Origin of the sequence: Luteococcus struthionis (genome assembly GCF_048595755.1) — a bacterium.
Taxonomy (GTDB): Bacteria; Actinomycetota; Actinomycetes; order Propionibacteriales; family Propionibacteriaceae; genus Luteococcus.
This window is the reverse complement of sequence record NZ_CP184360.1, coordinates 675,291-694,626: the sequence shown is the minus strand read 5'-3', so window position 1 is coordinate 694,626 and position 19,336 is coordinate 675,291. Positions and strand designations below refer to the sequence as shown.

The 19,336-nt window shown below is 62.7% G+C and carries 12 protein-coding genes, 3 rRNA genes and 1 pseudogene; 11 read left to right on the top strand and 5 right to left on the bottom strand.

Annotated elements, in window-relative coordinates; genetic code table 11:
• A complete protein-coding gene (locus tag ACOAMO_RS03265; protein WP_420176161.1) occupies positions 1 to 1,071 on the bottom strand; it encodes an IS110 family transposase in 1,071 nt (356 codons plus the stop codon).
• Between the two features lie 498 nt (positions 1,072 to 1,569).
• On the opposite strand from ACOAMO_RS03265, the gene ACOAMO_RS03260 reads away from it, so the two are divergent.
• Entirely contained in the window at positions 1,570 to 4,779 is a 3,210-nt protein-coding gene (locus ACOAMO_RS03260) for an SNF2-related protein (protein ID WP_420176160.1), read from the top strand.
• A gap of 74 nt (positions 4,780 to 4,853) precedes the next feature.
• Here the strand turns inward: ACOAMO_RS03260 and ACOAMO_RS03255 are convergent, their stop codons facing one another.
• Both ACOAMO_RS03255 and ACOAMO_RS03250 read right to left on the bottom strand, forming a co-directional pair.
• Positions 4,854 to 5,477 (bottom strand): HAD-IA family hydrolase, encoded by a 624-nt coding sequence (locus ACOAMO_RS03255; RefSeq protein WP_420176159.1) that lies wholly within the window; start codon positions 5,475 to 5,477, stop codon positions 4,854 to 4,856.
• Between the two features lie 32 nt (positions 5,478 to 5,509).
• Entirely contained in the window at positions 5,510 to 6,061 is a 552-nt protein-coding gene (locus ACOAMO_RS03250; protein WP_420176158.1) for a GNAT family N-acetyltransferase, read from the bottom strand.
• Between the two features lie 208 nt (positions 6,062 to 6,269).
• Between ACOAMO_RS03250 and ACOAMO_RS03245 the strand changes: the two genes are divergently transcribed.
• Entirely contained in the window at positions 6,270 to 8,147 is a 1,878-nt protein-coding gene (locus ACOAMO_RS03245; RefSeq protein ID WP_420176157.1) for a BCCT family transporter, read from the top strand.
• Positions 8,148 to 8,242: 95 nt separating this feature from the next.
• Here ACOAMO_RS03245 and ACOAMO_RS03240 read toward each other — a convergent pair whose 3' ends face one another.
• Positions 8,243 to 8,554, bottom strand: coding sequence for a hypothetical protein (locus ACOAMO_RS03240; protein WP_420177073.1), 312 nt, complete (start codon positions 8,552 to 8,554; stop codon positions 8,243 to 8,245).
• On the opposite strand from ACOAMO_RS03240, the pseudogene ACOAMO_RS03235 reads away from it, so the two are divergent.
• The 3 genes and pseudogenes from ACOAMO_RS03235 to ACOAMO_RS03225 all read left to right on the top strand — a co-directional run.
• Positions 8,473 to 8,955: pseudogene (locus ACOAMO_RS03235) on the top strand (hypothetical protein); the annotation flags it as partial. The gene ACOAMO_RS03240 and the pseudogene ACOAMO_RS03235 sit on opposite strands and share 82 nt — an antisense overlap.
• Positions 8,956 to 8,998: 43 nt before the next feature.
• Complete coding sequence (locus ACOAMO_RS03230) at positions 8,999 to 9,379, top strand: hypothetical protein (RefSeq protein WP_420177072.1); 381 nt, start codon at positions 8,999 to 9,001, stop codon at positions 9,377 to 9,379.
• A gap of 375 nt (positions 9,380 to 9,754) precedes the next feature.
• Positions 9,755 to 10,375: a CGNR zinc finger domain-containing protein gene (locus ACOAMO_RS03225; protein WP_420176156.1), complete on the top strand. Its 621-nt coding sequence runs from the start codon at positions 9,755 to 9,757 to the stop codon at positions 10,373 to 10,375.
• A 42-nt stretch (positions 10,376 to 10,417) separates the two neighbouring features.
• Here the strand turns inward: ACOAMO_RS03225 and ACOAMO_RS03220 are convergent, their stop codons facing one another.
• Positions 10,418 to 10,978, bottom strand: a complete 561-nt coding sequence (locus ACOAMO_RS03220; protein ID WP_420176155.1) for a DUF4334 domain-containing protein — start codon at positions 10,976 to 10,978, stop codon at positions 10,418 to 10,420.
• Between the two features lie 589 nt (positions 10,979 to 11,567).
• Between ACOAMO_RS03220 and ACOAMO_RS03215 the strand changes: the two genes are divergently transcribed.
• The 6 genes from ACOAMO_RS03215 to ACOAMO_RS03190 all read left to right on the top strand — a co-directional run bounded on the left by ACOAMO_RS03215 (position 11,568) and on the right by ACOAMO_RS03190 (position 19,325).
• Positions 11,568 to 13,085, top strand: a 16S ribosomal RNA gene (locus ACOAMO_RS03215).
• 330 nt (positions 13,086 to 13,415) lie between these two features.
• Positions 13,416 to 16,516, top strand: a 23S ribosomal RNA gene (locus ACOAMO_RS03210).
• 103 nt (positions 16,517 to 16,619) lie between these two features.
• Positions 16,620 to 16,736: ribosomal RNA gene (gene rrf / locus ACOAMO_RS03205) — 5S ribosomal RNA — on the top strand.
• Together the 16S, 23S and 5S rRNA genes form the textbook arrangement of a ribosomal RNA operon.
• Positions 16,737 to 16,898: 162 nt before the next feature.
• Positions 16,899 to 17,630 (top strand): phosphotransferase, encoded by a 732-nt coding sequence (locus ACOAMO_RS03200; RefSeq protein ID WP_420176154.1) that lies wholly within the window; start codon positions 16,899 to 16,901, stop codon positions 17,628 to 17,630.
• A 349-nt stretch (positions 17,631 to 17,979) separates the two neighbouring features.
• Positions 17,980 to 18,750 carry a GTP-binding protein LepA gene (locus tag ACOAMO_RS03195; protein WP_420176153.1) on the top strand — a complete coding sequence of 257 codons (771 nt, stop codon included), beginning with the start codon at positions 17,980 to 17,982 and terminating at the stop codon, positions 18,748 to 18,750.
• Entirely contained in the window at positions 18,747 to 19,325 is a 579-nt protein-coding gene (locus ACOAMO_RS03190; RefSeq protein ID WP_420176152.1) for a DNA-3-methyladenine glycosylase, read from the top strand. The genes ACOAMO_RS03195 and ACOAMO_RS03190 overlap by 4 nt, the downstream gene beginning before the upstream one ends.
• Positions 19,326 to 19,336 lie beyond the last annotated feature (11 nt).

Genomic DNA, 19,336 nt, shown 5'->3' with positions numbered 1-19,336 from the left:
TCAAGCGGCTAGTGGGATGCAAGTCCTGGGGGCGGCTGGGGTGGTGGTCTGGGGTGGGTTCTTCAGGGTGGTGAACACGATGCGCACGAGGTGGCGTTTCAGGCAGCGCAGTGCTTCACGCTTGGACTTCCCCTCGGCCAGTTTCTTGTCGTAGAACGTTTTGCCCAGAGAATCCTTGAGCCGGGTCTGCGTGACGGCGATGCGGTGGATCGCGCAGTTGATCTGTTGATTGCCTGAGCGGGTCATGCGGACTCGCCCTTCGGTGCGGCCAGACCAGACCGGGATCGGCGCGATTCCGGCGTGGCGGGCCAGTTGGGCCTCGTGCGTGAACCGTTCGATCCCGCCGATCTCACCGACCAGCTTCGCAGCGGTCAGCTCCGCGCAGCCCGGCAATGCCACCAGTTGCGGCGCCCGCTGCCGCACCAGGATGCTGATGCGACGTTCGAAGGTCTTGATTCTTCCGGTGAGGGTGATGACGTCGGCCAGCTCGTCGAGGGCCAGGTCGACGACGATGCCGCCCGGCAAGGACTCCAACCACGCGCGTAGCGCATTGTGGTGCGCAACCCGGTCCAGGCTGCGGGGCTTCACGTCGTGTTCGGGGTCGAGTTCGTGGACGCGCCACAGCAGGCTGTTGATGGTGGCAGTGCGCTGCTTGACCAACGTGTCACGCCGATCGACCAACAGCTTCAATTCGCGGGCCTGCTCGTCGTGCTGGGCACGAGGCAGGTCGGGGTCGGTCAGCGCGGCCCGCGCGACCGCGAGCGCGTCGATCGGGTCGGACTTGCCGCGGGTGCGGGCGATCTTGCGGGCCTGGGCCATCATCTTCGGCGGGACCCGCACCACCACCTGCCCAGCGGCGAGCAGGTCAATCTCGAGGCGGGCTGACAGGTGCCGGCAGTCCTCGATGGCCCATTCCAGATCAGGGCCGAACTCGCGTCGGGCCCAGAAGAGGGCCTTGTGATGGCCGGATGTGGTCGCTGTGACCGTGAGTTGGCCGAGCTTACGGCCCGCGTGGTCGATGGCGACGAAGGTGTGTGTCTGCTTGTGAACATCGGCTCCAACGACAACCATGGTGGTTGCCTCCTTTCACCTGATCAGTGCAGGGACGGCTGGGCCGGTCGGCGGACACATCTCGGTGGGGGCGATGCCACGCTCCTATCAAGTCACGCCGGCCGGTCCGTCACACCAGCCGCCGACAAAACACATGAACGCCACGAAGGCAAGCAGCCTACGAGTCAGACGACTGGTGATCAGGATCCAACCACCGCGACACGTCGCGGTGCCATCACCCTGACACTGAGGCCAGCCTAGGCCGGGAGGGGGTGGGACGGCGCCCCGCGTTCCGGCGCTGAGTCCAAGTGCCGCGCTCACCCACCTGCAAGCGGCACGTTCGCCTCCCGGGCGGCGCCTCGTCGGCCCCGAACTCCGCAGAACCGCCTCGCGTCGCGGTGCGGGTGCACGGTCCCCGCGTGCTGCGCTCACGGCCAGCGCCGTGCGTGGACGGTTTGCGGAGTTGACCAGGTGGGGCCCGGTTTGCGTCCGGCGCCAACTCGGCGCAGAGTCGAACCTATGGCCGCAAAGCAGTACCCCGTCTGGGTGCAGGAAGTCTCCGACGAGGAACTCGTCGAAAGTTTCGGTGCCCCAACCTTCTTTCGCGGCTCTGACTACGCCAAACAGCATCGAGTTGAGCGCGTCACGGTGGCGAGCGAAGGGGCCGTCTCCGCCTTGGTGCGGGGCAGCGGCCATTCCCCGTACTACGTGCTGGTCACCTGGGACGGCACGCGTGCCAGCAACACCTGCACCTGTCCGGTCCGCAAGGACTGCAAACACGGTGCTGCCCTGGTCCTGCACCTGCGCGCCGCCAGCCAGCGAGCCCTGGCACCGCAATGGCAGCGAGAACTGCTGCGCGTGGTGGGCGGCGACGAGGCCCAGGAGGGGGGTACTGCGCTGGGCATCCAGTACACCTTGCTGCTGCACGACGTGGAGATCCGCCCGGTCTACTGGGGTACTCGCAATGTCTGGGCCCGGGGCCAGCTCACCTGGGACCGCATCGGCTCACCGCCGGCGACCGGCCGCACCTCCAGCTACAACCGTGCCCATACCCGGGCCTTGGAACGCATCCACACCGCGGTCGTGGAGGCCAGACGCACCCGGTGGGGATATTCCACGACTCGCCCCGGGCACCTGCTGCTCTCGGAATTGGGGCACGAGGGGTGGCGCCTGCTGCAGGAGGCACGCCAGGTGGGCATCGAACTGGTCCCTGCGAAGGAGTCCAAGGCGGTGACCTTCAGAGGGGCCGAGCTCGAGCTGGGGGCCCGGCTGACTCCAGACGAGGCGGGTGGCCTGCGGCTGGAACGTCAACTGCTGCTCGACGGGGAGCCGGTACGTCCCCTGAACCTGTTGGGGGTGCCGCCCCACGGTGCCCTGCTGCCCGATGCCTCGGGGAGCCGGATCGTCGTGGGTTTCCGCGAACCATTGGACGAACATGCCCAGGCACTGGCCCAGCTGCCTGCGGTGGAGGTGCCCGCCGAGGACGTGGGTGAGTTCGCCCTGGACTACCTGCCGCGCCTTCGTCGCGTTGCCCCGGTGCGTCACCCCGACGAGCTTGAGTTGCCCACCGCGCAGCCTCCCAAGTTGTTGGTCCAGCTCTCCGAGACTCTCGCGGCCACAGGCGTCGCAGCCACCCTCTCGGTGGGTTTCCGCTACGCCTTCTCCGGCGACGCGGACACCTCGATTGACGTGACCTCGCGCACTGGCCGCACCTTTGCCGCCCGCGATGCGGCCGCCGAGCAAGGCTTCCAGCCGCTCGTGCGGCAACTGCTGGGCACCGGTCACGCCTCGTCGCTGCCTGTGCAGCAGGAGCTGGTGGGCAAACCATTGCTGGAACTGTGGCAGCGCCTGGGCGAGCTCGAGGAGCGCGACGACGTGGTGGTGGAGGTGTGGCAGGACGCGCCCGACTACCAGGAGTTGGAGGAGGCGCCGCAGATCTCGCTCGAGGTCGACGACAACCCGGGGCGTGACTGGTTCGATCTTGAGGTCCAGGTCTCGGTCGGGCAGACGCGTATCCCCTTGCCGGAGTTGCTGCGCGCCTTGAGCGCCGGGGACGACCACCTGGTGCTCGACAACGGGGAATGGTTCGCCCTGGAGCATCCTGAGCTGGATCGGCTGCGTGAGTTGTTGGCCGAGGCCCGGTTGCTGACCGACCCGGAGGGCGACGGTTCCCTGCTTCGGCTTCGCCCCGAGCATGTCGGTTGGTGGGAGGAACTCGTCGAGCTGGGGGTGGTGGCCCGTGACAACCAGGCCTGGACGCGCATCGCCAGTCGACTGTTGGCGGCCGAGGGCGCCCCGGAGATCGACGCGCCCGCCAACCTGGACGCTGACCTGCGTGGTTACCAGCTGACCGGCTTGCGCTGGATGGACTTCCTGCGAAGCGTGGGGCTGGGCGGGATCCTCGCCGATGACATGGGTCTGGGCAAGACCTTGCAGGCGCTGGCCCTGGTCTGTTCGCTGCAGGAGCGCGGGCTCCTGCACGGCCCGGTGCTGGTGGTGGCGCCCTCCAGCGTGGTCGGTGCCTGGGCTGAACAGGCCGAGCGCTTCGCCCCGACGCTGAAGGTGGCTGCGCTCACCCAGACCGTCCGCAAGCGTGGCGTCTCGGTGGCCGAGGCCATCCAGGGGATGGACGTGGTGCTCACCAGCTATGCGGTGGCGCGTCTGGACGTGGAGGAGTTCGAGCAGGTCGGCTGGCAGCTCATGTTGCTCGACGAGGCCCAGTTCGTGAAGAACCGCCAGTCGCGCACCTACCAGGCGATGCGACGCATCCCGGCGGGGGTGCGGTTCGCACTGAGTGGCACCCCTCTGGAGAACAACCTGATGGACCTGTGGTCGATGCTGTCGCTCACCACGCCGGGGCTGTTCCCGGATCCGCGGGAATTCACCGAGCACTACCGCAAGCCCATCGAGGAGGGCGACGACGAGGCTGATGAGAGGTTGGCCCAGCTGCTGCGCAGGATCAGGCCTGTCCTGCTGCGACGCACCAAGGAACTGGTCGCCCCGGAACTGCCTCCGCGCCAGGAGCAAGTGGTCCCGGTGGAACTCAACGACGCCCATCGTCGGGTCTATGACCGCCAGTTGAACCGGGAACGGCAGCGGGTGATGGGGCTGGTCGACGACCTGCAGAAGAACCGCATCACCATCCTGCGGTCGCTGACGGTGCTGCGCCAGCTGAGCTTGGCCGCGGGGCTGGTGGGCGAGGAGCACCAGCAGATCGCCTCGAGCAAGATCGACGTGCTGATGGAGTTGATGGCCGACGTGGTGGCCGGGGGCCATCGTGCGTTGGTCTTCAGCCAGTTCACGGGCTTCCTCACGATGGTGCGCGAGCGGATGACGGCCGAGGGGGTGCAGACCGTCTACCTGGACGGCCGCACCCGAGACCGGCAGGCGCGCGTTGACGAGTTCCGGCAGGGAGATGCCCCGGCCTTCCTCATCTCCTTGAAGGCGGGCGGTTTCGGTCTGACCCTGACCGAGGCCGACTACGTCTTCGTGCTGGATCCGTGGTGGAATCCGGCGGCCGAGGCGCAGGCCGTCGACCGTGCCCATCGCATCGGCCAGGACAAGCCGGTCATGGTCTACCGGCTGGTGGCCTCGGGAACCATCGAGGCGAAGGTGCTCGCCCTGCAGGAACGCAAACGTGACCTGTTCAACCAGGTGGTGGATTCAGGCGACGGTGCGGTGGCGGGGGCCCTCAGCGCCGACGACATCCGCGGTCTGCTCGACATGTGACGACCTCGAGATGCGAACCCCGCCAGAATCCGAACACCTGACATCTCGCGCACCTCACATCTCGAGCACCGGGGTCACAGGCCCAACAGTGGTCGCAGCTCATCCAGGTGGGCGACGCTGTGTTCGGCGTCGTCATCGACGGGGGCCTCGGGAGACTCCAGGATGGCTGCGGTGATGCCTGCCGCGTGTGCCGCGGTGGCGTCGATCGGTCGGTCACCGACGGCCAGGCATTCGGCCGGGTCCAGTTGGTGTCGCTCCAGCAAGACCAGGTGCATCGTCGGGTCGGGCTTGCGGGGATGACCGTCGGCGGTCGAGACCAGGTCATCCACCGTCAACCCCAGGCCGTCGAGCAGCCCCATCGCGGAGCCGCGTTCGCGGTGGGTCACCACCAGGTTGAGGCCACCCGCAGCGGAGACGTCGCGCAGCAGTTCACGCGCGCCCGGCATCGGCGGCGCCGGTTCCCTCTTCCAGAGCGCCTTGAGCTCGGCATTTGCCCCCTCGAACTCGGCGGCTGGAATGGTGAAGCGTTCGCAGAGGGCACGGATCGCCTCGCCGGTGGAGCGACGGGTGAGCCGGGCCACGTCGAGCAGTTCGATCTGGTGGCCGTGGCGGCGCACGACGTCGGCGAGTGCGGCGTCGAGCTGCGGGTAGGTGTCGACGAGGGTGCCGCCGAGATCCCAGAACAGGTGCCGGAACATGCCTCCAGCCTAGGGGCTTGCCTACGCAGGGGTCAGGGGCGGGGATCGTCGGCCAGTCTGCTGAACAGCACCAGGTCGGTGGTGCCGTCATGGGTGTGGCCGGCGCGACGCATGATCCCTTCGCGGACGAATCCTGCACGTCGGGCCACCGCCAGGGAGGCCGCGTTGCCCGGCGCCACGTGCACCTCCACGCGCGTGATCTGCTGGGTGCCGAGCAGCCAGTCCGTCATGGCGCACAGCGCTCGCGTCATGACACCTTTTCCTCTGGCCCAGGGTGCCAGCCAGTAGCCGACCTCGGTCTTGCGTGCCGCCCAGTCGGTCTTCTTGGCGCCGATCACGCCTACGAACTCGCCGCTGCGCTCGATGGCACGTTCGATGCCGTTGCCACTGGCCAGTTGTTGTGACGCAATCGTCTCGACGAAGTCGCGGGCGGCCTGCTCGGTGTAGGGCCGGGGAAGCGGTAGCCATTGCTGGGTGAGTGGGTCTTGGCAGGCACGAGCCACCAGGGGGATGTCACCCGCTCCCAGGGGCCTGAGGAGCAGGCCGTCGCCGGCCTGGATGGTCTGGTCCGTGAGCTGCTGCATGCGATCATTGTGCGCTCGTCGCAGTGGTCTGACAACGGAATTTCTTGGCACAAGTTTGTCTCATGGGCGCCTTTGGGGTGGTTTGGCTGTCTAACGTGGGTGCGTGTTGTGCCAGTGATGTCCCCGACACCAGGAGTTCCCAGTGAGTCACCCAGCTGACCAACGGCCTGCCTCTCCGGCGTCCGCAACCCGCTCATTCCTGCGGGAGGTGAACTACCCCCACAAGATCCACCCCGCCCTGGTGCCAGGTGTTTCGGTGGAGGACCAGCGGATCCGCTACGGCATCGACAAGGGCGTGCTCGGGATCGTCGGCGCACTGATCGTCGCCTTCGTCGGGTGGGGTCTGGCCGATCCGGAGCAGGTCTTCCGGGTCTCGGGCACGGCCTTGGGATGGGTGATGCGCAATCTCGGCTGGACCTTCAACGTCCTGGCGATCGCCATGGTGCTCTTCCTGTTGGTCATCGCGTTCTCGCGCTTCGGCAAGATCACCTTGGGTCTCGACGGTGAGACACCCGAATACTCGACCGCGTCATGGGCGGCGATGCTCTTCGGCGCCGGCATCGGCATCGGCATCATCTTCTTCGGCCCCTACGAGCCGCTCACGTTCTACTTGAGTCCACGCCCCGGGGCGCAGTACGACGCCAACACGGCCGCCGCGATCAAGGGTGCCGTGGCCCAGTCCGCCATGCACTGGGGGCTGAATGCCTGGGCGATCTACGCGATCGTCGGGCTGTCGGTGGCCTATGTCTCCTATCGTCGCGGCAAGGTGCCGTTGATGAGTGCGGTGGTCACCTCCTTGTGGAGCGGACGCACCGATTCCGCGGGTGCGCGCATCATCGACGGTCTGGCCATCATCGCCACCCTGTTCGGTACTGCCGCCTCCCTGGGCATCGGCGCTCTCCAGATCGCTCGCGGTGTGGAGATCTTCGCGGGCTGGGGCCCCACCGGGAACCGGTTGGCACTGGGCATCATCGCGGTCCTGACCATCGCCACGATCTTCTCCGCAGTCTCCGGTGTGTCCCGGGGTATCCGCTGGTTGAGCAACATCAACATGCTGATGGCGATCGGCTTGGCGGTCTTCTTCTTCGTGGTTGGCCCGACGGCCTTCCTGATGAACATGATCCCGGCGGCCATCGTCGAGTACTTCGGACACCTGCCAGACATGCTCAGCGCCAACATGTCCGAGGGCGAGGACATGCAGACCTTCCTGACGTCGTGGACCACCTTCTACTGGGCGTGGTGGGTGAGCTGGGCGCCCTTCGTCGGCGTCTTCACCGCCAAGATCTCGAAGGGGCGCACCATCCGTCAGTTCGTGCTGGGCGTCCTTCTGATCCCGTCGTCCATCATCGTGCTGGCCTTCGCCGTGCTGGGTGGCACCGCCATCTGGTTGCAGCGTCGTGCCGAGGCCATGGGTGATCCGTCGCGGATGATCGCCCCGGACGGCACGGCTGGTTCGCTTCCGCTGCCCGCCGAGATCTTCTACAAGGTGGCCGAGCAGTTGCCGGGTGGAGGCATCGTCTCTGCCCTGGTGATCGTGATGCTGGGTGTCTTCTTCGTCACCACCTCGGATTCGGCTTCCTTGGTCAACTCGCAGCTCTCCCAGCGAGGCAATCCGGAGCCCAACAAGCTGGTGACTGCCTTCTTCGCGCTGTGCATGGCTGGAATCGCCGTGGTCATCCTCCTCTTCGGTGGCCAGAACGCCCTGCAGGGTCTGCAGAACCTGATCGTGGTCTCCGCCCTGCCCTTCGCCGTGGTGCTGGTGTTGATGTCGATCGCGCTGGTGAAGCTGCTCCGCAATGATCCGCAGGCGATTCGCGAGCACTACCAGGACGTGGCCATCCAGAAGGCCGTCAAGCACGGTGTCAGCGAGTATGGCGACAACTTCGCCCTGGCAGTGGAGCCGACGATGCCCACCGACGAACGTGCAACCGGTGGCGACTTCGACTCGACGGCCCCCGAGGTCACGGAGTGGTACACCCGCACCGACGAGGACGGCAATCCCGTGGAGTACGACTACGAGAAGGGTGAGTACATCGACGAGTCCGAGTCGAGTGACGACGTGGCGGGAGAGACCCCGGTCAAGTGATGATTCTGCCCCTGGTGTCGGGGGCGAGGCTGGTGGAGATCGTCCACGGCCTCGCCCCGTCGCCGGGGCTGTGCTTGCCGGCCTTGGCCGTCACGTCATCGATCACCTCGCAGAGGCGTTCGCGTAGTTCGGCGGCCTCCCCCCTGGGTCAGCTCTACCGTCATGTGACTGCCCAGGATGCCCGGCTTCTCCTCGTGCTCGAGGGCCGTGACCAAGGTGTCGGTCATGTCCAGGGTCTCGGGGCTGGTCACGTTGACCGTTCCAGTGGCGATCGTGTGGGGACGGGTCAGCGTTCCCCATCTGTTGGCCCTCTCCTTCATCACCAGTGCGGCCGACTCCTTCTTCGCTCCCGCTGAGACCGCGAGCGTGCGGCGCTTGGTACACCCGAGCCAACTTGGCAGTGCCATGGGGGCTCAAGGAGGGGCGATCGGCGCTGGGGCGGATCGTCGGACCGCCTTTGGCTGGGGGTCTCTATTCGGTTGGCAGAGTGGTCCCCTTCGCCGTCGACGCCGCATGTGCGCTGCTCTCGGCCGTGGCAGCTGCTGTGGTGCGGCGTGACCTTCGCCCCGCTCGCGGTGGGTCCGATGCAACCTCCTTCTGGTCTGATTCCTTGGCGGGGCTGCGCTCTCTCGGTGCTCGACGCACCCTGCTGGCCGTCGGCGGCGTGCTCTGCTTGGCCAACTTCGCCTTGGCTGACGTCGTGCTTGCCGCGATTCTCGACATGCAGCGCCAAGGCACTCCTCCTGCCGTGATCGGGCTGCTGGACACGGTTCTCGGCGTGTGCGCCTTGCTTGGAGCCGCTGCGTCTCCCTGGATCCTCAAGCGCTTCCCGGTGGGGTTGGCTCTGCGGTGTGGAGTTCTTGGTCTGTGCGGCCATCTTCATTGCAGTGGTCATGCTGGTGGAACCCGTGGGGACGATCCTGGCGATGGGCCTGCTCATGCTCTTGGTTCCGTCCCTCAATGCTGGCCTGAGCGCCTGGTTCATCGGTGAGGTTCCCGATGGCATGCAGGGCCGCCTGACCAGTGCCGTGAGCCTGCTGGCGATGGCAGCAGCACCCGTGGCCCAAGGCTACGCGGGTCTCTCGTTGCAGAGATGGGGCAGGGCGACCGCGATGGCGCCTGGTGTGGCGGCAATGGTGGTGAGTGCGCTCGTAGTTCTGACCGTGCCGACGCTCCGACGAATCCCAAGGGCTTCAGAATTCTCCGATCCGGCAAATATGAACCGAATTTGAATTCCCCCTTCAACTTCGAAAGTAGAGCATTCTCAATTCAAAAACTTGCTTTTCAATCCAGGCATGAAAATTCCATGGAGAGGTTTTTCTGGAATTGATCCCATTCATGTCTTGGAGGGCAGCGCTATTCCTGGCGTCCAGGTGTTGTCCTGCTGGGGGCTGGGGCAGGGAAGGCGCGCGCCAGGCGGTGTCGGCGTCCCCTGGCCTCGCGAGCGACGAGTCACACCCCTTGAATCGGGTGCCACCCATGAGATCCACGCCTCCGCTCACGCCAATCCAACGGGTTCGAGAGAGCCCCCGGATACGTCACTGCATGGACCACCCCCCAGGCATCATCCCTATTGAGCCTGAGGGTGGAACCAGACCATCTGTGCGATGATGGACATCATGGGTGAGGAACAGGCCACGGACAGGTACAGCCGCATCTCTGGCGACGCGGTGCTCGACCTGATCAACACGCTGCAATGGCGGCTGGACCCCAGCACAGCCCAGGACGAGCTGACGAGCTTCGAGGAAGTGCTGGAGTGGGCGCGGGGCGCCGGTCTGGTCCAGTCGACCGAAATTGCCAGATTCCAGGAAATGGCAAGGGAGCGTCCAGAGGTGGCGGACGTGGAACGCCTGCGAATCGTGCAGGTGCGCGAGTCCTTCTACCACCTGCTCTTTGGCAACGGGGAGTATTCGGCGCGCATGATCTCCCGCCTCTATCGCGAGGCACTCGTCGGAGCCATCCTGAATTTCTCTGACTGGCGCTGGGGGTGGGTGGATGAGGGACTCGCCATCGAGGTCCTGCGGCACCGCATCGTTCGGGCCGTCGTCGCCTTCACCCAGCGCGACGACCTCGACCACCTGTACCAGTGTGAGGACGAGCGTTGCGGACGCGTCTTCCTGGACTTCTCGCCACGACGTAATCGACGTTGGTGCGTGGCGAAGGAGTGTGGCGACCGGAACCGATCGCGCGCCTACTACTCCCGCCGCAAGGCCCTCGAGCAGCTTTGACCGTATGGCCGGGAGCCTGAAGAACCCCTCCCGCGTCGTGGTTCAGGCAACGGGTTCCCGCTGCAGCATGAAGAAGAAGGGCTCGTACCCGCGAGCATCCATCGCACCAAGCAGTACGTCTTCCTCCACCCACCGGAAGTGGTCCTGCACCGGTAGCGCGTCATAGATCATCGCCGTACTGACGATTCCGTCCCACTCCATCAAGCGCAGGCGCGCCCCTGGCCGACGTGCGGTCCCCGGGCGCAGCAGTCCGCGCTGGGCCATCAGATGTGCCACGCGCCGCATCCTCTTGTTCTGCTTGATGCTGGCCAAGGCAGGCACGGCTCCCCAAGGAAGAATTGTGGGAGACAGTGGGAAGACACCGCCGTTGTCGCGCATGAGCAGGGGATGGACATCATTGGGGCCGTCAAACTGCTTGCCGTACCAGCTCGCCATCTCCAAAAAACCGTCCAGGGGATGCCCGGACGCGATGCCGGCCCCGCGCCACCGCCCGGTCAGCTCTTCAGGGGCGACCGGCTCGGCAGAGGCGAAGAGCCGCCGCAACTCCAAGGGTGGGCGCGTGCCACGCAGGTACTTGGGCCATGACTTCGGTGGCGTCTCCATGATCTGACGCTATCCAGTGGGAACGGGCGTCACCCCCCCCAGGATCACCGGCCCCGTCGAGGCGTGAACGTGCCGGCGTCGGCAGTCATGTAAGAAACCCCTTGTCATCCCCGCCTTGTGTGGTGGAGAAGTCTCCCACAGGAACCTTGCGTAGACCCGGATTTGCATCCACCTTCCCGATGAACTAATGTTCTCCGAGCTGCCACACGGCAGTGAACAACTGGAAGCGACTGGGGTAACCCGGCGTGTCCAGGCCGGAAGAAGCAGGCGGATTTGACTCCCACAGCGGAACCCGGTAAGTTTGATCGAGTCGCCCCAAGCGGATCTCACCTGGTGGTGGGTGGTGTGCGGGTCGCGCCCGGATCTTGAGAACTCAACAGCGTGTCTAAAGTCAATGCCTTATTTTTTCCCGTGCCATTGATTGGATGTCTGCCGTCTTTGTGGTGGTGGGTGTTTGGTTGGTGGTTGGGTTTCTTTGAGTATGATTATTGATTGGAATGCCAGTTTTTGGTGTTCTTTGTCAGTGGTTGGATTCATTGTTGATTGACGACGTTCCTGCCTGCTTTGTGTGGGTGGGTGTCGATATTTTTCAACGGAGAGTTTGATCCTGGCTCAGGACGAACGCTGGCGGCGTGCTTAACACATGCAAGTCGAACGGTAAGGCCCTTCGGGGTACACGAGTGGCGAACGGGTGAGTAACACGTGAGTAACCTGCCCCAGTCTCTGGGATAACCACCGGAAACGGTGGCTAATACTGGATATTCAGTGCCTGCCGCATGGTGGGTGTTGGAAAGCTCCGGCGGATTGGGATGGACTCGCGGCCTATCAGCTTGTTGGTGAGGTAATGGCTCACCAAGGCTTCGACGGGTAGCCGGCCTGAGAGGGCGACCGGCCACATTGGGACTGAGATACGGCCCAAACTCCTACGGGAGGCAGCAGTGGGGAATATTGCACAATGGGCGCAAGTCTGATGCAGCAACGCCGCGTGCGGGATGACGGCCTTCGGGTTGTAAACCGCTTTCAGCAGGGACGAAGCTTTTGTGACGGTACCTGCAGAAGAAGCACCGGCCAACTACGTGCCAGCAGCCGCGGTGATACGTAGGGTGCGAGCGTTGTCCGGAATTATTGGGCGTAAAGAGCTTGTAGGCGGTTAGTCGCGTCGAAAGTGAAAACTCAGGGCTTAACTCTGAGCCTGCTTTCGATACGGGCTGACTAGAGGAAGTTAGGGGAGAACGGAATTCCTGGTGGAGCGGTGGAATGCGCAGATATCAGGAGGAACACCGGTGGCGAAGGCGGTTCTCTGGGACTTTCCTGACGCTGAGAAGCGAAAGCGTGGGGAGCAAACAGGCTTAGATACCCTGGTAGTCCACGCCGTAAACGGTGGGTACTAGGTGTGGGTCACATTCCACGTGATCCGTGCCGCAGCTAACGCATTAAGTACCCCGCCTGGGGAGTACGGCCGCAAGGCTAAAACTCAAAGGAATTGACGGGGCCCCGCACAAGCGGCGGAGCATGCGGATTAATTCGATGCAACGCGAAGAACCTTACCTGGGTTTGACATGTACTGGAAACACTCAGAGATGGGTGCCCCTTTTTGGTCGGTACACAGGTGGTGCATGGCTGTCGTCAGCTCGTGTCGTGAGATGTTGGGTTAAGTCCCGCAACGAGCGCAACCCTCGTCCAATGTTGCCAGCACGTTATGGTGGGGACTCATTGGAGACCGCCGGGGTCAACTCGGAGGAAGGTGGGGATGACGTCAAGTCATCATGCCCCTTATGTCCAGGGCTTCACGCATGCTACAATGGCCGGTACAATGGGCTGCGAGCCTGTAAGGGTGAGCGAATCCCAAAAAGCCGGTCTCAGTTCGGATTGGGGTCTGCAACTCGACCCCATGAAGTCGGAGTCGCTAGTAATCGCAGATCAGCAACGCTGCGGTGAATACGTTCCCGGGGCTTGTACACACCGCCCGTCAAGTCATGAAAGTCGGTAACACCCGAAGCCAGTGGCCCAACCCTTGTGGGGGGAGCTGTCGAAGGTGGGACTGGTAATTAGGACTAAGTCGTAACAAGGTAGCCGTACCGGAAGGTGCGGCTGGATCACCTCCTTTCTAAGGAGCTTGCACAATCCCCTTGGTGGGGTTGTCATTTCATCTGGTTCCACAACATGTGTTTGTGGCTGGGTGGCTCTGGTTTGTGGAACATTGACTGATGCACCTGATGTTTTGGAGTGTGTTGTGAGTACAGCCCCTGCTGTGGTGGGGGAGTGGAAAGTGGCATGGTCCGGGGTTGGGTGTGGCACGCTGTTGGGTCCTGAAGGGCTGGTCGCTTTGCGGCGGTCTTTCTGTCGGGCCACGAACTGATCGCCTGGTTGGTGTGAGGTTGTGGTGCCGCCCGTATTTTGAGAACTGCACAGTGGACGCGAGCATCTTTGTAGATTTTTACAAGCTACTAAGTGCGATCGGTGGATGCCTAGGCACCAAGAGCCGATGAAGGACGTTGTAACCTGCGATAAGCCATGGGGAGCTGGTAAACGAGCTGTGATCCGTGGATTTCCGAATAGGGAAACCTTGAAATGACCGGAGTCATGTCCGGCAACCTCTGCCTGAATGTATAGGGCAGTTGGAGGGAACGTGGGGAAGTGAAACATCTCAGTACCCATAGGAAGAGAAAACAACCGTGATTCCGTGAGTAGTGGCGAGCGAAAGCGGAAGAGGCCAAACCGTGTGTGTGTGAGAGCTGACAGGCGTTGCACATGCGGTGTTGTGGGGCCGCTTGGACCATACTGTCATGTGGTCGGCAAGTAAGAAATGATCGATGAAGTTGAGCTGTCTGGGAAGGCAGACCAGAGAGGGTAAGAGTCCCGTAGACGTAAGTTGATCACTTGTGAGCGTTACCCCAAGTAGTGCGGAACCCCTGAAATTCTGCATGAATCTGGCGGGACCACCCGTTAAGCCTAAATACTCCTTGGTGACCGATAGCGGACAAGTACCGTGAGGGAAAGGTGAAAAGTACCCCGGGAGGGGAGTGAAATAGTACCTGAAACCGATCGCATACAATCCGTCGGAGCCCTGCGGGGTGACGGCGTGCCTTTTGAAGAATGAGCCTGCGAGTTAGTGGTGTGTGGCGAGGTTAACCCGTGTGGGGAAGCCGTAGCGAAAGCGAGTCCGAACAGGGCGTTTGAGTCGCACGCTCTAGACCCGAAGCGTAGTGATCTATCCATGGCCAGGTTGAAGCGACGGTAAGACGTCGTGGAGGACCGAACTCACTTGGGTTGAAAACCGAGGAGATGAGCTGTGGATAGGGGTGAAAGGCCAATCAAACTACGTGATAGCTGGTTCTCCCCGAAATGCATTTAGGTGCAGCGTCGCGTGTTTCTTTCCGGAGGTAGAGCACTGGATGGTCTAGGGGGCCCAACAGCTTACCGAAATCAACCAAACTCCGAATGCCGGAAAGTGAGAGCGTGGCAGTGAGACTGCGGGCGATAAGGTTCGTAGTCGAGAGGGAAACAGCCCAGATCATCAGCTAAGGTCCCTAAGCGATAACTAAGTGGAAAAGGATGTGGAGTTGCGCAGACAACCAGGAGGTTGGCTTGGAAGCAGCCATCCTTGAAAGAGTGCGTAATAGCTCACTGGTCAAGTGATTCCGCGCCGACAATTTAGCGGGGCTCAAGTTATCCACCGAAGCTGTGGCACTCACACAATAACCTCCATTCGTGGCAGGTGTGTGGGTGGGTAGGGGAGCGTCGTGTGCGCGGTGAAGCGGCGGGGTGACCCAGTCGTGGAGAGCACACGAGTGAGAATGCAGGCATGAGTAGCGAATGACGGGTGAGAAACCCGTCCGCCGAATATCCAAGGGTTCCAGGGTCAAGCTAATCTGCCCTGGGTAAGTCGGGACCTAAGGCGAGGCCGACAGGCGTAGTCGATGGACAACGGGTTGATATTCCCGTACCGGCGAAACAACGTCCATGCTGAGGCGCATGATGCTAAGCACGCGAGCTGTCACGGATCCTTCGGGTGATGTGGTGGCGAGTCTGTGAACCAAGTGTGTAGTAGGCAAGCTGCGGAGGGACGCAAGAAGGTAGCTCATCCCGGGCGATGGTTGTCCCGGGCCAAGTGTGTAGGGTTGACGGTAGGCAAATCCGCCGTCTGTGTGCCTGAGACATGATGGGGAGTCCGACTGTGTCGGATGAGTGAGTGATCCTATGTTGCCTAGAAAAGCTTCGTGAGCGAGTTGTGAGCCGCCCGTACCCCAAACCGACTCAGGTGGATAGGTAGAGAATACCAAGGCGATCGAGAGAATCATGGTGAAGGAACTCGGCAAAATACCCCCGTAACTTCGGAATAAGGGGGACCTGATGCGTGAACCCACTTGCTGGGGGAAGCGTTGATGGTCGCAGAGACCAGGCCCAAGCGACTGTTTACTAAAAACATAGGTCCGTGCCAACTTGAAAGAGGACGTATACGGACTGACTCCTGCCCGGTGCTGGAAGGTTAAGGGGAACTGTTAGACGCTAGTCGAAGCGGTGAACTTAAGCCCCAGTAAACGGCGGTGGTAACTATAACCATCCTAAGGTAGCGAAATTCCTTGTCGGGTAAGTTCCGACCTGCACGAATGGAGTAACGATTTGGGCGCTGTCTCCACCATGAACTCGGCGAAATTGCATTACGAGTAAAGATGCTCGTTACGCGCAGTAGGACGGAAAGACCCCGGGACCTTTACTATAGTTTGGTATTGGTGTTCGGTACAGCTTGTGTAGGATAGGTGGGAGACTGTGAAGCGGCCACGCCAGTGGTTGTGGAGTCATCGTTGAAATACCACTCTGGCTGTTCTGGATATCTAACCTAGGACCATGATCTGGTTCAGGGACAGTGCCTGATGGGTAGTTTGACTGGGGCGGTCGCCTCCCAAAAGGTAACGGAGGCGCCCAAAGGTTCCCTCAGCCTGGTTGGCAATCAGGTGTTGAGTGTAAGTGCACAAGGGAGCTTGACTGTGAGAGGGACACCTCGAGCAGGGACGAAAGTCGGGACTAGTGATCTGACGGTGGCATGTGGACGCGCCGTCACTCAACGGATAAAAGGTACCCCGGGGATAACAGGCTGATCTTGCCCGAGCGCTCACAGCGACGGCATGGTTTGGCACCTCGATGTCGGCTCGTCGCATCCTGGGGCTGGAGTCGGTCCCAAGGGTTGGGCTGTTCGCCCATTAAAGCGGCACGCGAGCTGGGTTTAGAACGTCGTGAGACAGTTCGGTCCCTATCCACTGCGCGCGTAGGAATCTTGAGAAGTGCTGTCCTTAGTACGAGAGGACCGGGACGGACTAACCTCTGGTGTGCCAGTTGTCCTGCCAAGGGCACGGCTGGTTGGCTACGTTGGGAAGTGATAACCGCTGAAAGCATCTAAGCGGGAAGCACGCTTCAAGATGAGGGTTCCCACAGATTAATCTGGTAAGGCCCCCGGCAGACCACCGGGTGATAGGTCGGATGTGGAAGCACAGCAATGTGTGGAGCTGACCGATACTAATAGGCCGAGGGCTTGTACTACCTACAAAGATGTTACGCGTCCACTGTGTGGTTCCCGAGATACGGTCGGGAACCAACCCCCACCACCAGGTGGGGGTCTGGTTACGAGATATCTCCATAGTGTTTCGGTGGCCATGTCAAAAGGGAAACACCCGGTCCCATTCCGAACCCGGAAGTTAAGCCTTTTAGAGCCGATGGTACTGCAGGAGGGATCCTGTGGGAGACTAGGACGCCGCCGGACTTATAATATTCACCCCTTCGGGAGTGTTCACTACGGTGACCACCTTCCCGGAGGGGTGAATTACGTTCACGACCCTTTCTTCTTCCGGAGAGGGGGGAACCACGCCTGGACGCCAACGCTCATCGTCGAGATGGCTTGTTGCGGGCGTGGGATGGTAGGTGCATGAGCATCCCGAGGCACGAAATTCCGCTACCGGACATCGTCGCGGAGCAGGCCGGCGATCGCGTGGTCAAGGCCGTCTGGGTCAACGGGATCGGCGGCACCACGTGGCAGTTGGGTGAAGGCCCCGAGAGGGACTTCCTCAAGATTGGCCCAGCACACCCGGAATTCGACGTCGATGCAGAGGTCCAGCGGCTTGCATGGTTGGCACGCTGGGTCTGTGTCCCTCAGCCAGTCGCGTGGGGCCATGAGGGTCCATATGCCTGGCTTCTGACACGTGGCCTCAACGGCGACAATTCTGTCTCCGACGCGAACCGGCACAGGCCTGGCGTGGTGGTGCCGGCGTTGGGCCGTGGCCTACGGCGTTTCCATGATCTCGTGCCGGTGCAGGGATGTCCCTTCGGTTGGAGCGCCGGGGAACGGATTCTCGGGCTCAAGTCCAAGAATTGCCATGAGATTCCAACGCCGTCTCCGGTGCATCGAGTCGTTTGCCATGGGGATGCCTGTAGCCCGAACTTCTTGATCGGAGACGACGCGGAGGTCAGCGGCTACGTGGACTGCGGGAGAACAGGAGTGGGGGATCGACATGCCGATCTGGCACCCGCACTGCAGAGCCTGGAGTGGAACTATGGGGCCGGGTGGAGTGGGCACTTCCTGGATTCCTACTGCGAGGACGGGTTGCGTCTGGATGCGGGTCTGATCGACTCCTACCGCGAGCTCTGGAACGCGGAGTGATGCGGCCGCGGGAAGTCGCAGGGCAGCGGTGGCATGGCCGGGGCGGAACCAGGTGCGGCGCGTCTCGCGGGGAATCTTGCCTCCGGCGCCCTGCCTTGAGAACTTTGAGTGGAGGCGTCATGGTGGCTGTGACTTCCTCGTCGCCTGGCCGACAATCACACACGTGGTCAGGAGGGCCGGGTGCCACAGCGTTGAGTCCTTCGGTGAGACGGGGAGCCGGTGAAGAGGAGACATGACGGGCAGGAGAATCACGGACCAGCAGCTGCGTGATCAAGTGGAGCGCATGCAGCAAGAGCATCCACCGCTGGAAATCGGGTCGGTGGACAGGTCCATCCGGGATCCTCGAGCGGTGAGGCGCCGCTTTGCCACCACCATTGACTATCTGGGGCGCGTCGAGCTGGAGGTGGAACGCAACCTCCTGGAATTGCTGCTGATCATGCCGGAGCCGCACGAGGTGGATCGTTTCTTCTACGCCGACGTGTGGGGTCCCCAGGAGCTGGCTCATGGACGAATCCTTGATCAACTACAAGATGATCTTGGGCTGCGTCCCACGCCGCCTGTGCTGGAAGTCGGCTTGAAGATGAAGGTGCTGGGAGCACTGTCCCACCTGGGGCAGGTGCAGGACGTCTCGCGGCTGTTGTACTACTTGACCGGCGCATCGACGGAGCGTCAGGCAGTGCTCGCCTACTCGGAGTTCGTCAAGGGCCTCGAGCAGATGGGGGAGCGTGCCATTGCGGAAACCATCATCCGTCCCATCAAGCAGCAGGAGCCGGGCCACTTCGCCTTCTACCGGCTGAGCGCGCAGAAGATGATCCAGGATGGAGAGCTCAGGCCGTGGCAGTTGCACTTCGCACGTCTGCTTCGCAGCCGGTCGTACAACCTGGTGGGCACCAACGGGATGCAGCTGCACAAGCACCAGATGGGGGAGGTGATCCACCAGCTGGGCTTCGACGAGCAAGTGGAACGTTACGCCAAGGAGATCGGCCGGTTGGAGGCCAACCTGCTCTGGGCCCATCACCAAGGAATGGACTACCCGCCCTACATCCTGGAGGCCCTGCGCGAATCGGTGCAGCTGTACCGGGAACGTGGCAGCTTCGAGCCAAGGGAGAATCACCAGTGACCGACAACTGGCAGTGGCTCGAGACCGACGCAGAGACCGCGGCCCAGCGCCTGCTGGGCTGCGAACTGGTCCATGAGATGCAGGGACAGACCCTGCGGGTGCGCATCGTCGAGACCGAGGCCTACGACCAAGGTGATCCGGCCAGCCACTCTCACCACGGACGCACCGCGCGCAATGACGCGATGTTCCTGGCCGCCGGGCACGCCTACGTCTACCTGATCCACGGGCTGCACCACTGCATGAACGTGGTCGCCGGCCCCGAAGGGTTCGGATGCGGGGTGCTGATCCGCGCGGCCGAACCGCTGGAGGGACTGGCCGAGATGGAGCAACGACGGGGCCGCGGTGGTGTGGAGGTGACCAACGGCCCGGGAAAGCTGTGTCAGGCCATGGGAATCCGGCTGGACCTGCGCGGGCACGATCTGACCGAAGCGCCGCTGCAGCTGGTGCGTCGCGAGCCGGTGGCGCCGTCGCAGATCGTGACGACGACTCGGGTGGGGATCACGAAGAATGCGGATGCTCCCCGACGCTTCTACCTGCGGGGCAATCCGTGGGTGTCCAGACCGTGGGTGAAGTGACCGCTGGAAAA

Bases quoted from the DNA above. Each gene is read 5' to 3' on its own strand.
- ACOAMO_RS03225 (WP_420176156.1), top strand. From the start codon at position 9,755: ATGATGGACATCATGGGTGAGGAACAGGCCACGGACAGGTACAGCCGC.
- ACOAMO_RS03200 (WP_420176154.1), top strand. From the start codon at position 16,899: ATGAGCATCCCGAGGCACGAAATTCCGCTACCGGACATCGTCGCGGAG.
- ACOAMO_RS03265 (WP_420176161.1), bottom strand. From the start codon at position 1,071: ATGGTTGTCGTTGGAGCCGATGTTCACAAGCAGACACACACCTTCGTC.
- ACOAMO_RS03250 (WP_420176158.1), bottom strand. From the start codon at position 6,061: ATGCAGCAGCTCACGGACCAGACCATCCAGGCCGGCGACGGCCTGCTC.
- ACOAMO_RS03240 (WP_420177073.1), bottom strand. From the start codon at position 8,554: ATGGCACTGCCAAGTTGGCTCGGGTGTACCAAGCGCCGCACGCTCGCG.
- ACOAMO_RS03260 (WP_420176160.1), top strand. From the start codon at position 1,570: ATGGCCGCAAAGCAGTACCCCGTCTGGGTGCAGGAAGTCTCCGACGAG.
- ACOAMO_RS03220 (WP_420176155.1), bottom strand. From the start codon at position 10,978: ATGGAGACGCCACCGAAGTCATGGCCCAAGTACCTGCGTGGCACGCGC.
- ACOAMO_RS03255 (WP_420176159.1), bottom strand. From the start codon at position 5,477: ATGTTCCGGCACCTGTTCTGGGATCTCGGCGGCACCCTCGTCGACACC.